Here is a 13,926-nt window from a genome sequence, read left to right on the forward strand (position 1 = left end):
GATCTCCCGTTCACGAGGAATTGCGAATCATGACGTGCTTAGGAGGTAAACCTACCGGCTAACGGGGCTCTCTTTGCTGCACCTGTCCCGTCGCGACGGGGCGTCCCCCGGCCGGACCGCTCCCCAGGGGGCACCTCACGAATGCCCCACACCTCCCTCTCCTCCGTGTTACCAAAGCGTTTCTCAAGGGGACTGAACTTTTTTCACACCTTACATTATCCTCCGTTGCACCCCCCGACAGGAGGAAGAAATGATCAGGAGAGTCACAGGGGCCGCGACGGGTATGGCACTGCTGGCCGGGCTTGTCGCATGCGGCGGCGGCAACGGGACGGCCTCGGAGGCCACGACACTGACCTACTGGATGTTCCAGGACCGCACCCCTCAGGCGGGGGAGGTCGTCGAGAAGCTGCGCACCGACTTCGAGAAGGCCAACAACGTCACCGTCAAGATCGTCAAGATCCCCAAGGACGACTACAACACCAAGCTGGGCAGCGCCGTCGCCGCCGGCACCGTCCCAGACGTCGGCATCCTGGACCAGCCGCTGGTGGCCAGGTACGCACTCGACGGCACCATCAGCGAGATGCCCGCCGGCACCGTCGACGAGAAGGCGTACTACCCGGGCGCCCTGAACACCAACAAGGTGAGCGGCAAGATCTACGGCCTGCCGCTGGACCACACCGCGGTGGCGCTCTTCTACAACAAGAAGCTGGTGCCGACGCCGCCGAAGACCTGGGACGAACTCAAGCAGACGGCCGCGAAGGTCCACCAGGACGACCCGAAGATCGCGGGCATGGTGGTGCCCAAGGGCGACGGCTACGGCGGCTGGATGTGGCCGGGCTTCCTCGCGGGCGCCGGCGGCTCCCTCGTCGACGAGAAGGACAAGAAGATCCTGTTCGACCAGCAGCCCGGTGTCGACGCGCTCCAGCTCTGGGTGGACCTGCTGCCGTCCTCCCCCAGGGCGATCACCGACTCGGACAAGGCCTTCGAGAACGGCCTGGCCGGCATGATGATCTCCGGCCCGTGGGACGTGGCCAACATCAAGGAGCAGTTCCCCGACCTGGAGTTCGGCACCGCCCCGCTGCCGTACAAGACCGAGCCCGCCGGCAACATCGGCGGTGAGAACGCGGTGGTCTTCAGCAAGGGCAAGAACGCCGAGCTGGCGTGGAAGTGGCTCACCTACCTGACCAACGCCGACAACAACACCGCGCTGGCGCAGGCGCTGGGGGGCTTCCCGACCAACGTGGCGGCGGCGGAGAGGGACGCGGCCACCTTCGGGCCCGACCAGGCGGCCTTCCTCGAGCAGCTCAAGGTCGCCCATGCCAGGCCGGCCCTGCCGGAGTGGATCCAGATCAACGACGAGATCATCGCCCCCGCGATCGAGTCCGCGCTGAGCGGCAAGGCCACCTCCCAGCAGGCGCTGACCGAGGCGGCGACCAAGACCCGCGCGCTGCTCGGCTGGAACGGCTAACGCGAAAGCGAGGCAAACGTGGCATCTCCGGTGCTGGCTGACAAGCCCGCCGTGACGCCCCTCCCCGGGCGGCGCCGCCGCCCGGGTTTCGGGCGGCGCGACCACGTCATCGGGTGGCTCCTGATCGCCCCCGCGGTGGTCTATTTCGTGATCTTCCTGCTCTACCCCGCGCTGGCCGCGCTGTACTACAGCTTCACCGACTGGAACCTGCGGTCGGCGCCCAACTGGGTGGGGCCGGCCAACTACTCCGACCTGCTCTTCGACGACGTACGGTATCCGCACTTCTGGAAGTCGATCCGGGTCACCCTGCAGTACACGCTGATCGCCGTACCGCTGACGCTGGCCACCGCGCTCGCCCAGGCACTACTGATCAACACGATCCGCCGTGGTTCCAACGTCTTCCGGCTGCTACTGTTCCTGCCGGTCGTGACCGCCGAGGCCGCGGTGGGCGCCATCTGGCGCTGGCTGTACGACCCGCAGTACGGGCTGGTCAACAGCCTTCTCGGCCTGTTCGGCGTCCCCGGGCAGAACTGGCTCAACACCCCCGAGCTGGTCATCCCGGCCCTATCGTTCATCGCCGCCTGGCAGTGCGGCATCTCAATGATCATCTATCTCGCCGGGCTCAAGGGCATCCCCGACTCGATCCGCGAGGCCGCGATCATCGACGGCGCCGGCCCCGTCCAGCGATTCTGGAAGGTCGTCGTGCCGATGCTGCGTCCCACCACCTTCTATCTGCTGGTCACCGGCGTGATCGCGGCGCTGCAGGTCTTCGGCCTGGTGTACGTGATCTTCTCGGGCGGCGGCGGCAGGAGCGTCACCGGCGGCCCCGAGCAGTCGGGCCTGACCTACGTCCTGCACCTGTACCTGTTCGCGTTCCGCTACGACGCGATGGGCGCGGCCTGCGCGATGTCGTTCATCCTGTTCCTCTTCATCATGATCATCACTGCGCTGCAGTTCAAGTTCGTCAGGCAGGAGGCGTCGTGAGGACGGCCGGTAAAGCGCGGCTCGCGCCCGTCTACATCGCCCTGGTGCTGCTGGCGGCCATATCGGTGATCCCGTTCCTGTGGATGCTGGCGACCTCCTTCAAGCACGGCCCGGACGTCTACACCAAGGTGCCCAGCCTGCTCCCGCTGGACCGCAAGACCGGTGAGTGGTCGGCCACGCTGGAGAACTACGAACACGTCCTGCAGGTCGGCGGGCTGGGCCAGGCGTTCCTCAACAGCGTCTGGGTCTGCCTGATACTGGTTCCCGGCAAGCTCCTGGTGGACGCGCTGGCCGCCTACGCCTTCGCCAGGATCCCCTTTCCCGGCCGGGACAAGCTGTTCGTCGTGCTGCTCGCGGGCATGATGGTCCCCACGATCACCCTGCTGGTGCCACGCATCCACGTCACCCAGGCGCTCGGCATGTTCGACTCCGGATGGGGCCTGATCCTGCCCAATGTCGCCTCGGTCCTGGACATCTTCCTGCTGCGCCAGTTCTTCATGTCGCTGCCCGGCGAGCTGGAGGAGGCGGCGCGCATCGACGGCGCCGGACGAATGCAGATCTTCTGGCGCATCATCGTCCCACTGTCGAAGCCGGTGCTCGCGGTCGTGACGATCACCAGCTTCATCTTCCACTGGAACGACCTGGTCTGGCCCCTGGTGGTGCTCAACGACCCCGAGCTCTACACGCTGCCGCTGGCCCTGCAGCAGCTGGCCAGCAGCGAGTCCGGACGGGCGTACTACATCATGGCCGGCGCCGCCCTGGCGGTCATCCCGGTCATCGTGGTCCTGCTGATCTTCCAGCGCCGCATCATGCAGGGGATCGCGTTCACCGGGCTCAAGAGCTGACCGTGCACTCAGCGCGGATCCGGCCCGGGCGGCCACGGTCACCGATCATCGGAAGGGGGTCCGCGGCGGTGGAACGACCAGCCATGTCATCGGCGTCGCCGGGGCCGGACGGGAGCGGGGCGCCGCATGACCGCGAGGACATGCGCCGGCTCGTGACCGAGCTCGTCCTGCCGCTGCTCCCCCGGCTCAGTCCGGGCCGGGCGCGGCTTCGGCTCGGGAGCAACACGGCCCACTACGGCGACGCGGCCGCCGAGCTGGAGGCGTTCGCCCGCCCGCTGTGGGGACTGGCGCCGCTGGCGGCCGGAGGTGGGTCCTTCGAGCACTGGGAGCTCTGGCGCCGGGGTCTCGCCGCCGGGACGAACCCCGGGCACGAGGAGTTCTGGGGGGCGGTGACCGACGTCGACCAGCGGCTGGTGGAGACCGCCGCGATCGGCCTGGCACTGGCCCTCGCGCCCGAGGCCGTGTGGGACCCGCTGAGCGGCCGGGAACGCGACGACCTCGCGGCCTGGCTGCTCCACTCGATGAGCGTCGAGGCCGTCGACAACAACTGGCGGTTCTTCCCCGTCATGGTGGGGCTCGGCCTGGACCGCGTCGGGGTGCGCTTCGACCCCGGGCCCAACCTCGCCCGCCTGGAGCGGCTGGAGTCCTTCGCGCTGGGCGGCGGCTGGTACAGCGACGGCCCCACCGCCCAGCGCGACTACTACGTCCCCTTCGCGATGCACTACTACGGCCTGCTCTACGCCACCCTGGCCGCCGACCGCGATCTGGGCCGCGCCGGGCGCCTGCGTGAGCGGGCGGCGGCCTTCGCGCTGGACTTCCAGCACTGGTTCACCTCCGACGGAGCCGCCGTGCCCTTCGGCCGGAGCCTGACCTACCGCTTCGCACAGGGAGCCTTCTGGGGCGCCCTCGCCTTCGCCGGAGTCGAGGCCCTGCCGTGGGGTGAGGTGAAGGGCCAGCTGATGCGGCATCTGCGCTGGTGGTCCGGGCGGCCGATCCGCGACTCCGCCGGCCTGCTCACTCTGGGATACGGCTACGCCCAGCCCGCTCTCGCCGAGCAGTACAACGCCCCAGGCTCCCCGTACTGGGCGCTGAAGGCGTTCCTGCCGCTGGCACTCGCCGCCGAGCATCCCTTCTGGACGGCGGGGGAACGGGCGGCGCGGGAACTCGCCGCGACCAGTGTCCAACCGGAGGCGGGGGTCGCGCTGATGCGGTGCGAGCGAGGGCGGCAGGTCGTCATGCTGAGCGCGGGGCAGCACCACACGTGGGTGCGGCACGGCGCGGCGAAGTACGCCAAGTTCGCCTACTCGACGGCCTTCGGGTTCAGCGTGCCGGGCGGCTCGTGGGGGCTGGAGCAGGGTGCCTTCGACAGCACCCTGGCGGTGAGCGACGACGGGACGCACTGGCGGCCCTGCGAGGTGCCCGATTGCCTCTCCTCACGCGGCGGCCTGCTGCACGCCCGCTGGACGCCATGGCCGGACGTGGAGGTCGACACCTGGCTGCTCCCGCGTCCTCCGTGGCACATACGGGTGCACCGGCTGCGGTCGGGGCGCGGGCTGTCGTCGGCCGAGGGGGCGTTCGCCGTCGACCGAGATCCCGCCGCGTACCGCGCGGCCGAGGGCCCCGGCCACGCCCGCCTCGACTCCCCCGCCGGGCTGTGCGTGATCGAGGACCTCTGCGGGGCCCGGAGCGGGGAGCTGGTCCTCCCCCTGCCGGGTACCAACGTCATCGTGCCGCGTACGGTCATTCCCACGCTGCGCGGCGAGCACGAGCCGGGCGAGCACTGGCTGGCCTGCGCGGTCCTCGGCCTCTCCGGTCCGTGCTCTTCCACCCCCGCCCCCTCCGGCACCGGGCCGGCCTCGGGCTGGCCGGAACCGCCCGGCCTGGAGGAGATCTCGGCGCTTCTCCCCGGCGGCCACCCCTTCGGGGACCGCTGACGACATCGCGCGGCACGGCGGCACGGCCGGGAGCACGCGGTCTCCGGCCCGGTCGCGGAACGCCATGGCGGGTGGCCGGCCGACCAAGGAGGGAAATGTGTCGAAATCGCCCATAATGGGAACTTTCCCTCTAGAAGCACCATCACTTTCCTGAGCATCCCACCGGACATGGCACCGCGATGCCCGAGGGCCGGAACAGAGCGCCACACCGTCGTGACTCACCGATACCGCCCACCCCCTGAACATCACACAAGTCTGTAGATCCACAGATAAATGTTGAAAGGGGACGGGGATGACTGGTCTGGCGACCGAGAACACGCTGATCCGGAACGCCTCGGACGTGGAGGCCTTCGCACGGCAGTGCTTTCTCGCCTCCCCCGGCGAGCAGGTGGGGGTCGAGCTGGAGTTCCTGGTCTTCGACCGCACGGCTCCCGCCCGCCAGGTTCCGTGGACCAGGATCGCCGAAGTCCTGCCGCCGCTACCCGGCGGGAGCGTGGTGACCTTCGAGCCTGGCGGCCAGCTGGAGCTCTCCGGGCCGCCGGGCCCGCTGCCCGACGCGATCACCCGCCTCACCGCCGATGTGGACGCCGCGCGCGGAGCGCTGCGGGACGCCGGCCTGGTGCTCGCCGGGGTGGGACTCGACCCGCTGCGGCCGGCGTGGCGGCAGCTGCGCCTGCCCCGGTACGAGGCGATGGCGGAGTTCCTCGGCAGGCCGTACGGGGCGCTGATGATGTGCTCGACGGCCTCGATCCAGGTCAACCTGGACCTGGGCACCAGACCCGCGACCAGGTGGGACCGCACCCACCTGCTGGGTCCCGTCCTGGTGGCGGCCTTCGCCAACTCGCCGCTCAGCGGGAGCCGGCCATGCGGGTGGATGTCGGGCCGCCAGGCGGTGTGGGATCGTCTCGACCGCACCCGGACGGCCGCTGTCCCCGCCGGCGGCGACCCCGCCGCCGACTGGGCCGAGTACCTGCTCGACGCCCGCCTCATGGCCGTGCGCGAGGCCACCGGGAGCCCGGGGAACCCGGAGAGTTCCGAGGACGCACGGTATCGCCCGGTCCGTGATGGCTCGACCTTCCGCGACCGGCTGGCCGCGTCCGCGCGGCCGCCGACCCTGGCGGATCTGACCTACCACGCCACGACGCTCTTCCCGCCCGTACGGCCACGCGGCTGGCTGGAGATCCGCTACCTCGACGCCCAGCATCCGGCGAGCTGGCCGGTGTGCGCGGCGGTGACCCACGCCCTGGTGACGGACGACCGCGCGGCCGACGCGGCGCTGGCCGCGGCCGAGCCGTGCGCGGGAATGTGGCAGCGGGCGGCACGCCGCGGCCTGGCCGACCCCCTGCTGCGCAGGGCCGCCGAGTCCTGTTTCCGCGCCGCCCTCGCGGCACTGCCGAGGCTGGGGGCGACACCGGCCCTGGTCTGCGAGGTCGCCGCGTTCGCCAACCGCCACGTGAGCCCCGGCCGCTCCCCGGCCGCCGACCTGCTGAACCTGGCCGGCGGGCCGGAACGGCGCCTGCCCGACTGGCTGGCCCAGGAAGGACGGATCTGACGCCCTCACCAAGGCCGGCCCGGGACCTGCCCGGGGCCGGGGAGCGGAATCTCCAGCACGGAGGTATCTGATGAGCGACCTCAAGGAACGGATCGCCGCCGGGCTGACCGCCGCGCGGAGCCGGTCCACCGCCTACACCGACGCCGAGGAGGACCTGCTGGTCAGGCAGCACTCGCCGCTGATGTCGCCGCTGGTGTGGGATCTGGCGCACGTCGGCAACTACGAGGAGCTGTGGGTGCTGCGGCAGGCCTGCGGGATCACCCCGCTCCGCCCGGAGATCGACGACCTGTACGACGCGTTCCGGCATCCGCGCGCAAGCCGCACGACCCTGCCCATCCTGGGGCCGGCGGAGGCGCGCCGCTACATCGAGGGCGTGCGCGGCCGGGTGCTGGACGCCCTGGACGCGATCGACCCGTACGGCCCCGACCCCCTGCACCGTGGCGGTTTCGTCTTCGGCCTGGTGATCCAGCACGAGCATCAGCACGACGAGACGATGCTCGCCACCCTGCAGCTGTCCGGCACGCCCGGCCTGGTCCGCGACGGCGAACTGCCGCCCGGCCGGCCCTCGGGTGCCGACGAGGTGTTCGTTCCCGCGGGTCCCTTCACGATGGGCACCGACACCCTGCCGTGGGCCTACGACAACGAACGCCCCGCCCACCGGATCGACCTGCCCGGCTACTGGATCGACAGGTTCCCCGTCGGCAACCGCGCCTACGCGGACTTCGTCGCCGACGGCGGCTACGACGACCCCCGCTGGTGGTCCCCGCAGGGCCGGCTCTGGCTGCAGCGGAGCCGCGCCTTCGCCCCGCTGTTCTGGATCTCCGACGGCGGCGCCTGGTGGCGCACCCGCTTCGGCCGGACCGAGCCCCTTCCCATGGACGAGCCCGTCCAGCACGTGTGCTGGTACGAGGCCGACGCCTACGCCCGGTGGGCCGGCAGGCGGCTGCCCACCGAGGCCGAGTGGGAGAAGGCCTGCGGCTGGGACCCCAAGGCCGGGCGGGCACGGAGATATTCGTGGGGGGACGACGATCCCGGGCCCGCCACGGCGAACCTCGGGCACCGGGCGGCACGGCCCGCACCGCTCGGCGCCTTCCCCGCGGGCGCGGGCGCCTACGGCGTCGAGCAGATGATCGGGGACGTGTGGGAGTGGACCGGCTCGTGGTTCCTGCCCCACCCCGGCTTCCGTAGCTTCCCCTACCCCGAGTACAGCGAGGTGTTCTTCGACTCTCGGTACCGGGTGCTGCGCGGCGGATCCTGGGCGTCCGACCCGGCCGTGGTCCGCACCACGTTCAGGAACTGGGACCGTCCTGCCCGCAGGCAGATCTTCTCCGGCTTCCGGTGTGCCCGCTCGGCCTCCCCCGAGGACTCGCCGGAGGAATCCCCGGGCCATTCACCGGAGCACTTCTCCGGGCGCTCACCGGGGCAGCGGTAGATGTGCCGCCACGCGGCCTGGCTGGGCGCCCCCCGTCCGCTGGCCTCACTGATCCACGAGCCCGGCCACGGCCTGCTCCGGCAGGCCCACGCCCCGCGCCTGCAGCGCTACGGCACCGTCAACGCCGACGGCTTCGGCATGGGCTGGTACGACGTCTGCCGCGCCGAACCGGTCCGCTACCGCCGTACGATCCCCATCTGGGCGGACGCCAACCTGACGGATATCGCCCGGGTCGCCCGCTCCGGCTGCCTGCTGGCCGCCGTACGGTCGGCCACCGCCGGGATGCCGATCGAGGAGAGCGCGACCGCGCCCTTCGCCGACGGGCCGTGGCTGCTCAGCCACAACGGCCGCGTGGCGCGGGAGGCGGTCAGGGAACTCACCGAGGACGCGGAGAGCTCCTGCGACTCGGCGTGGCTCGCCGCCGCGGTGTTCACCCGGCGGCGCATGGGCGACCCGCTCGGCGAGGCCCTGGTGGAGGTCGTCACCCACGCCGGGGTGAAGGATCCCGACGCCCGGCTGAACCTGCTCGCCTGCGACGGCCGGTCGATCGCCGCGACCGCCTGGGGCGACACGCTCTTCCTCCACCTCGGGGACCACCCGCGCGACGGCGTGCTCATGGCGAGCGAACCGCTGGACGACCGGCCCGGCTGGCAGGCCGTACCGGATCGGACCCTGGTCCTCGCCGCCGCGGACGGCGTGCACGTCCAGCCGCTGTGACCAGGCAGCGGCGGCACCGCGACAGCACCGTGGCAGCACTATGGCAGCACTGTGACGGAGAGGAGCCGGACCGCAGGAGAACACAGCACCCCGGTCACGGACCGGCGAGCGGGACCCGTGACCCACGGACCCAGGAGGCCTCGTGTCAGTCAGCCAGTCAGCCGTACACCTGGTGGACCATCTCGGCCGTGACCATCTTCACCAGGCACTCGAACACGACGTCCGCACCGGGCTGACGTCGACGCCCAAGTGGCTGCCGCCCAAGTGGTTCTACGACGAGGCCGGCAGCGAGCTGTTCTCCCGGATCACCCGGCTGCCCGAGTACTACCCCACCCGCCGCGAGCTGGCCATCCTGCGCCGGCACTCCCTCGACATCGCCACGCGCTCCGGCGCCGACACCCTGGTCGAGCTCGGCTCGGGGACCAGCGAGAAGACCGTGCTGCTGCTCGACGCCCTCTCCGCTACGGGAACGCTGCGCGTCTACACCCCGGTGGACGTCGACGCGGCGACCCTGGCCGACGCCGCGCACTGGCTCGCCTGGCGCTACCGCGGCCTGACCGTCCGGGCGATCTGCGCCGACTTCGAGGCGCACCTGGCGCTGCTGCCCCGTACCGGACGGCGGTTGGTGGCCTTTCTCGGCGGCACCGTCGGCAACCTCGCCCCGGCGGCACGCGAGGTCTTCCTGAAGGAGCTGCGCGCCACGCTACGCCCCGGCGACACCTTCCTGCTCGGCGCGGACCTGGTCAAGGACACCGACCGGCTGGTCGCGGCCTACGACGACGGGAGCGGGGTGACCGCCGCCTTCAACCGGAACGTCCTGCACGTGATCAACAGGGAGCTGGGCGCCGACTTCGACCCGGACGCCTTCGAGCACGTCGCACTGTACGACGCGCGGCACGAGTGGATCGAGATGCGGCTGCGCGCGAGCCGCGCCATGCGCGTGCGGATTCCCGATCTCGGCCTGCGGGCCTCCTTCGTGGCCGGGGAGGAGATGCGCACCGAGATCAGCGCCAAGTTCCGCCCCGAGGGGCTGCGCCGGGAACTCCTCACGGCCGGTTTCGGGACGACCCGCCAGTACATCGACCCCACCGGCGACTTCGTCCTTCTGCTCGCCCACCCGTGATCCGTGGCCGCCGCGATGTGCACATGCCACCTCCTCGCCCGGCGCGGCTCCTGGGACCATCGGGTCACGACGGGGGTCGACGGCACGGGCCCGGCCGTCGTACGCGGTCACGGTCAGGACAGCCGCCCCGAACTTGGGACGGCGAGCCTCCGGAAGAGCGGACGCGGTTCGGGAAGTCCACCGTTCCGGGCCGTGAACCGCGCGGCCGCCGTAGGGATGGTGACCATCAGCCAGGGCGTGCCGGCGATGCCCTTCTTGGAGTGGCCGAGGAGAGAAGCCGTGCCGCGGGGTGTGAATCCGCGGGTCAGATGCGCGCGCCGACGTCGGCGCCGTTGGACGGGCGCAGGAAGGAGGAGGACGGGATCGAGCCGTCTGCCGCGCGGGGTCCGGTTATCGTGCTCGGATCGGTGCCGACGAAGGCCCAGGTGCCGCCGAGGTTCCAGGAGTTGCCCGGGCCGGAGGACGACGAGCCGAGCGAGGCCTGCGTCGCGTTCGCCACCGACAGGTTCTTGGTGAGGGTGGAGCTGGAACGGGCGAAGTCGAATCCGGTGCCGCCGTTGCGCCACGCGGTGTTGCGGTCGGCGGTCAGCCGGCCGGGGTTGCCGTTGTCGATGAAGCCGCCGACCGCGTTGTCGAACGCGATGGAGTTGCGGATCAGGTGGTCGGCCTGCGGGTCCGGGTCACCGCCGCCGAGCTTGAAGCCGTTGCCGTCTCCGGTGTAGTCGGGCAGGTTCCACCGGTTGAATCCGTTGCCCCACGCCACCGACGACTCCACGGTGATCGGGGACAGGAACATCCAGAAGTCCAGGCCGTCATCGGAGTTGTTCCACAGCCGGGCGCCGCGCACCACGTTGCCGCTGCCCGAGCCTTCCTTGATGGCCAGGCCGTCGGCGCTCTCGCCGTTCTTGCGCGGGTCGCGGTTGCCGTGGGCGTCCAGGTTGATGATCTGGTTGTTGCCGGAGGCGCCCTGAAGGTGCAGGCCCGACTCGTAGTTGTCCCGGGTGATCAGACGGTCGAAGACGTTGTCGCTGGTGTCCAGGCCGAAGATGCCGTACGGACCGTGGATGATCTCCAGGCCGGTCAGGCGCCACCAGTCGCCCTCGATGTGGATGGCCCCCCGCTCGGGGCGGGGGATGGAGGAGCCGACCGCGCCGGGCGTGTAGGGCATGTTCTCACCGTCGAGGATGACCCTTTCGCCGTTGTGGTTGCGCATCGTGATGGGCCGGCTCGGCGTGCCGTCTTTGAGGATCTGGATGTTGGTGCTCGGCGCGTACGTTCCGCCCCGAATGACGATGGTGTGGCCGGGCTGGGCCAGATCGACCGCCCGCTGGATGGTCTTCAGCGGCGCGCTGAGCGTGCCCGGATCGGCGTCGTTGCCGTTGGTCGCCACGTACAGCTCGTTGGCCGGTTGCGGCTGGCCCCCGGTCTCGACGTCGAGGTAGTCGATGTTGGGCAGCCCGGCGGAGGTGGTCGGGGTGAGCCGGATGGTGTTGCTGCCCGCGTCGACCGGTACGGCCAGGGTGCTGGTGACCCAGGCCGTCCAGGCGCCGGTGCCTCCGAACGACGGGGTCGCCACCGTGGATCCGTTGACGATCAGGCCGGCGGGCCGGGCGGTGGTGGTGCCGTTGGCGAAGCGAATCCCCAATGTCGCGACACCGGCACCGGAGGCGTTCACGGTGAACTGGGCGTAGGCGCCGGTGGCGTTGTCTCCGTTGCAAAAACCGCTGCCGGAGTAGCCGGACCAGTTGGAATCGATGGTGCCGGTGCAGGCCGCGGGCGAGGTCTCGGCCTCATAGCGGATGGGCGCGGCGTGCGCCGCGTTCCCGGACAGCGCGACGAACAGGCCGGCGAGCAGGCCGGTGCACGCGAGGAAAGGCGTCAGGCGCATCGTTGGTCTCCAGGATCGTTGCATCGTCGGACGACGAGTGGAGGCGGGACCGCCACAGGTTGGTCTCTCCGGCGCCTTGGCCCGGCTCCGGCGACGGACACGACGCGAGAAGCCGCCACCGTTGCACGTCTGGGCGGTCGATGTGGTCTCGTGGTCGCGGCCAAGGTCGTCTTTCGGGAACGCCGGGCAGGCGGGCGGGGACGTGCCCGCCCGCCTGCCCGGGATCTCTAGCGGCGGGTGATGTCGGATTCGGAGTACAGGCAGTGCGTGCCGTCCGGGCCCTCACCGATCTTGGTGGGCTCACTGCCCTTCGGCACACCCTTGTAGCGCTCGCAGATGGTGGCGCTGCCGTAGACGGTGATCCGGCCGAAGCGCGCTGTGTCGCCCCAGTTGGAGTTGATCCCGGCCAGCACCTTGGTGGAGCGGGCGGTGACGCCGTCCATCACCACGTGGCGCGTGTAGGAGGTGGAGCAGTTGCCACAGGCCCGGTACAGCTTGCCGGAGCTGTGCACCTGGAAGTTCCTGATCGTGAGCGTGCCGGCGCCGTTGTGCTGGAAGACCTTGTCGGCGCCGGACTTGGCGCCGCCGCCGTCCACCAGGTAGGTGGCCGAGGAGCTGGAGGACTTGAACGTCGCGGCGTCCTCGCCGACGTCGTTCCACCACACGTTGCGGATGGTGCAGGAGCCCTCGCAGTGGATGCCGTCACCGGCCGGGGCGTCGAGGATGACGTTCTGGATCGTGCCGCCGTTGGCCACGACGAACATCGGGTCCTGGCTCTCGCCCTGGCCTCCGTCGCCGATGCCGTAGTAGCGCTTCATTCCGCCGTCGAAGAACGTGCCGGCGTTGCGGGTGGTGGTCTGGTGCACGCTGCCGGTGTTCGAGGGCCACGGGCCGCTGCCGTCACCGTTGCCGGAGGGGGGCGGCGTCACGGTCGGGGTGGGCTCCGGGCTGGGGCCGGGCGTGCCGCCTCCGGCGGACTGCAGCGTCCACTGCTTGGTGGCCACCGAGTCGCAGGAGTTCTGCTGCAGCAGGGCGCCGGAGGAGGTGGAGTTGTCCTGGACGTTGAGGCACTTGCCGCCGTTGCCGTTGACCACCCGGTAGTTGGACCCCGAAGCGGTGAGCTGCCAGGTCTGCGACGCGGCCCCGGTGCAGGACTCCTGCTGGACCGCCTTGCCGGCGCTGGTGGAGGCATCCCGTACACCGAGGCACTTGCCGCTGTGCGCCGCCTTGATCTGATAGCCGCTGCCCGAGGAGGTGAGCGTGAAGACCTGCCCGGCGGCGTTGGTGCAGGCACTCTGGGCCAACTGGACGCCGTCGCCGGTGCTCTGTCCCGGCACGGCGGCGCACAGGCCGCTGCCGGCGTTGGCCAGCGTGTAGTCACCGTTGGAGGGGGCTGCCGAGGCTGGGGTGGAGAGCACGGTCACCAGCCCGCTGCCCGTCACGAGAGCGGCGGCCAGCGTGACCACCAGTCTTCGGTCTTTGCGCATCGTAATCTCCAGTTCGGTTGGGGGTGCGAGCGCTTGGCGGGGTCGAAGCGCGTCAGGGGGTGATCTTCTCGGCGGCCGCGCCGACGACAGCCCACGTGCCCTGATCGTCGCCGTCCTCGTCAAGCTCCCTTCGCCAACAGGCCGGCCTGCCGGACACCATGGAAGAGATCGCTCACCTTCGGCCGGTAAGCGCTTTCCCGACATGTTCGGAGTGAAGCACAAGGCGGACGGAGACGAGAAGCCCCGATGGGCGAAACACCTCGACGGCTCGACATCGGGGCAGGTCAAAGCGATTTTCTGAAGGTCACCCGAGTTGGGGCATCCCTGAAACTTTCATTTGCCGCCGTCAAGGCCCGCCGGTTGAGCCGTTCCGATGGCTCCGCCGACGGGACGTCCGCCCCGCAGGCCGGCGCCCCGCCCTGCGCCCGTCCAGGGCCGCTTCCGCCTCGACCTCGCAGGCAGGCAACGGCCGCTCCCGGGGACGGCAGGGCGGGCA

The 13,926-nt window shown here is 70.7% G+C and carries 10 protein-coding genes; 8 read left to right on the plus strand and 2 right to left on the minus strand.

Annotated elements, in window-relative coordinates; genetic code table 11:
- The first annotated feature begins 250 nt into the window (after positions 1-250).
- The 8 genes from AB0K21_RS36300 to egtD all read left to right on the plus strand — a co-directional run bounded on the left by AB0K21_RS36300 (position 251) and on the right by egtD (position 10,055).
- Positions 251-1,468: an ABC transporter substrate-binding protein gene (locus AB0K21_RS36300; RefSeq protein ID WP_364156415.1), complete on the plus strand. Its 1,218-nt coding sequence runs from the start codon at positions 251-253 to the stop codon at positions 1,466-1,468.
- Positions 1,469-1,486: 18 nt separating this feature from the next.
- Positions 1,487-2,452: a sugar ABC transporter permease gene (locus tag AB0K21_RS36305; RefSeq protein ID WP_343963143.1), complete on the plus strand. Its 966-nt coding sequence runs from the start codon at positions 1,487-1,489 to the stop codon at positions 2,450-2,452.
- Complete coding sequence (locus tag AB0K21_RS36310; protein WP_343963144.1) at positions 2,449-3,297, plus strand: carbohydrate ABC transporter permease; 849 nt, start codon at positions 2,449-2,451, stop codon at positions 3,295-3,297. Before AB0K21_RS36305 ends, AB0K21_RS36310 begins: the two co-directional genes overlap by 4 nt.
- A gap of 140 nt (positions 3,298-3,437) precedes the next feature.
- Positions 3,438-5,231, plus strand: coding sequence for a DUF2264 domain-containing protein (locus tag AB0K21_RS36315; protein WP_343963145.1), 1,794 nt, complete (start codon positions 3,438-3,440; stop codon positions 5,229-5,231).
- 292 nt (positions 5,232-5,523) lie between these two features.
- Positions 5,524-6,783, plus strand: coding sequence for an ergothioneine biosynthesis glutamate--cysteine ligase EgtA (gene egtA / locus AB0K21_RS36320; RefSeq protein WP_364156419.1), 1,260 nt, complete (start codon positions 5,524-5,526; stop codon positions 6,781-6,783).
- Positions 6,784-6,853: 70 nt separating this feature from the next.
- Positions 6,854-8,215 (plus strand): ergothioneine biosynthesis protein EgtB, encoded by a 1,362-nt coding sequence (egtB, locus tag AB0K21_RS36325; protein ID WP_343978795.1) that lies wholly within the window; start codon positions 6,854-6,856, stop codon positions 8,213-8,215.
- Positions 8,216-8,932 carry an ergothioneine biosynthesis protein EgtC gene (gene egtC, locus AB0K21_RS36330; RefSeq protein WP_364156422.1) on the plus strand — a complete coding sequence of 239 codons (717 nt, stop codon included), beginning with the start codon at positions 8,216-8,218 and terminating at the stop codon, positions 8,930-8,932. It abuts the gene before it with no gap.
- Positions 8,933-9,074: 142 nt separating this feature from the next.
- Positions 9,075-10,055 (plus strand): L-histidine N(alpha)-methyltransferase, encoded by a 981-nt coding sequence (gene egtD / locus AB0K21_RS36335; RefSeq protein WP_343978801.1) that lies wholly within the window; start codon positions 9,075-9,077, stop codon positions 10,053-10,055.
- A gap of 304 nt (positions 10,056-10,359) precedes the next feature.
- On the opposite strand, the gene AB0K21_RS36340 is transcribed toward egtD, so the two are convergent.
- On the minus strand, positions 10,360-11,943 hold the full coding sequence (locus tag AB0K21_RS36340) for a right-handed parallel beta-helix repeat-containing protein (protein ID WP_364156425.1): 1,584 nt from the start codon (positions 11,941-11,943) through the stop codon (positions 10,360-10,362).
- Between the two features lie 227 nt (positions 11,944-12,170).
- Positions 12,171-13,430, minus strand: a complete 1,260-nt coding sequence (locus tag AB0K21_RS36345) for a pectate lyase (RefSeq protein WP_364156428.1) — start codon at positions 13,428-13,430, stop codon at positions 12,171-12,173.
- Positions 13,431-13,926 lie beyond the last annotated feature (496 nt).

Source organism: Streptosporangium sp. NPDC049248 (assembly GCF_040678965.1).
GTDB lineage: Bacteria > Actinomycetota > Actinomycetes > Streptosporangiales > Streptosporangiaceae > Streptosporangium > Streptosporangium fukuiense.

Excerpts from the sequence above, each read along its gene's own strand:
- AB0K21_RS36345 (WP_364156428.1), bottom strand. The coding sequence starts at position 13,430 with ATGCGCAAAGACCGAAGACTGGTGGTCACGCTGGCCGCCGCTCTCGTG.
- egtB (WP_343978795.1), top strand. The coding sequence starts at position 6,854 with ATGAGCGACCTCAAGGAACGGATCGCCGCCGGGCTGACCGCCGCGCGG.
- AB0K21_RS36300 (WP_364156415.1), top strand. The coding sequence starts at position 251 with ATGATCAGGAGAGTCACAGGGGCCGCGACGGGTATGGCACTGCTGGCC.
- egtA (WP_364156419.1), top strand. The coding sequence starts at position 5,524 with ATGACTGGTCTGGCGACCGAGAACACGCTGATCCGGAACGCCTCGGAC.
- AB0K21_RS36315 (WP_343963145.1), top strand. The coding sequence starts at position 3,438 with ATGCGCCGGCTCGTGACCGAGCTCGTCCTGCCGCTGCTCCCCCGGCTC.
- AB0K21_RS36340 (WP_364156425.1), bottom strand. The coding sequence starts at position 11,943 with ATGCGCCTGACGCCTTTCCTCGCGTGCACCGGCCTGCTCGCCGGCCTG.
- egtC (WP_364156422.1), top strand. The coding sequence starts at position 8,216 with ATGTGCCGCCACGCGGCCTGGCTGGGCGCCCCCCGTCCGCTGGCCTCA.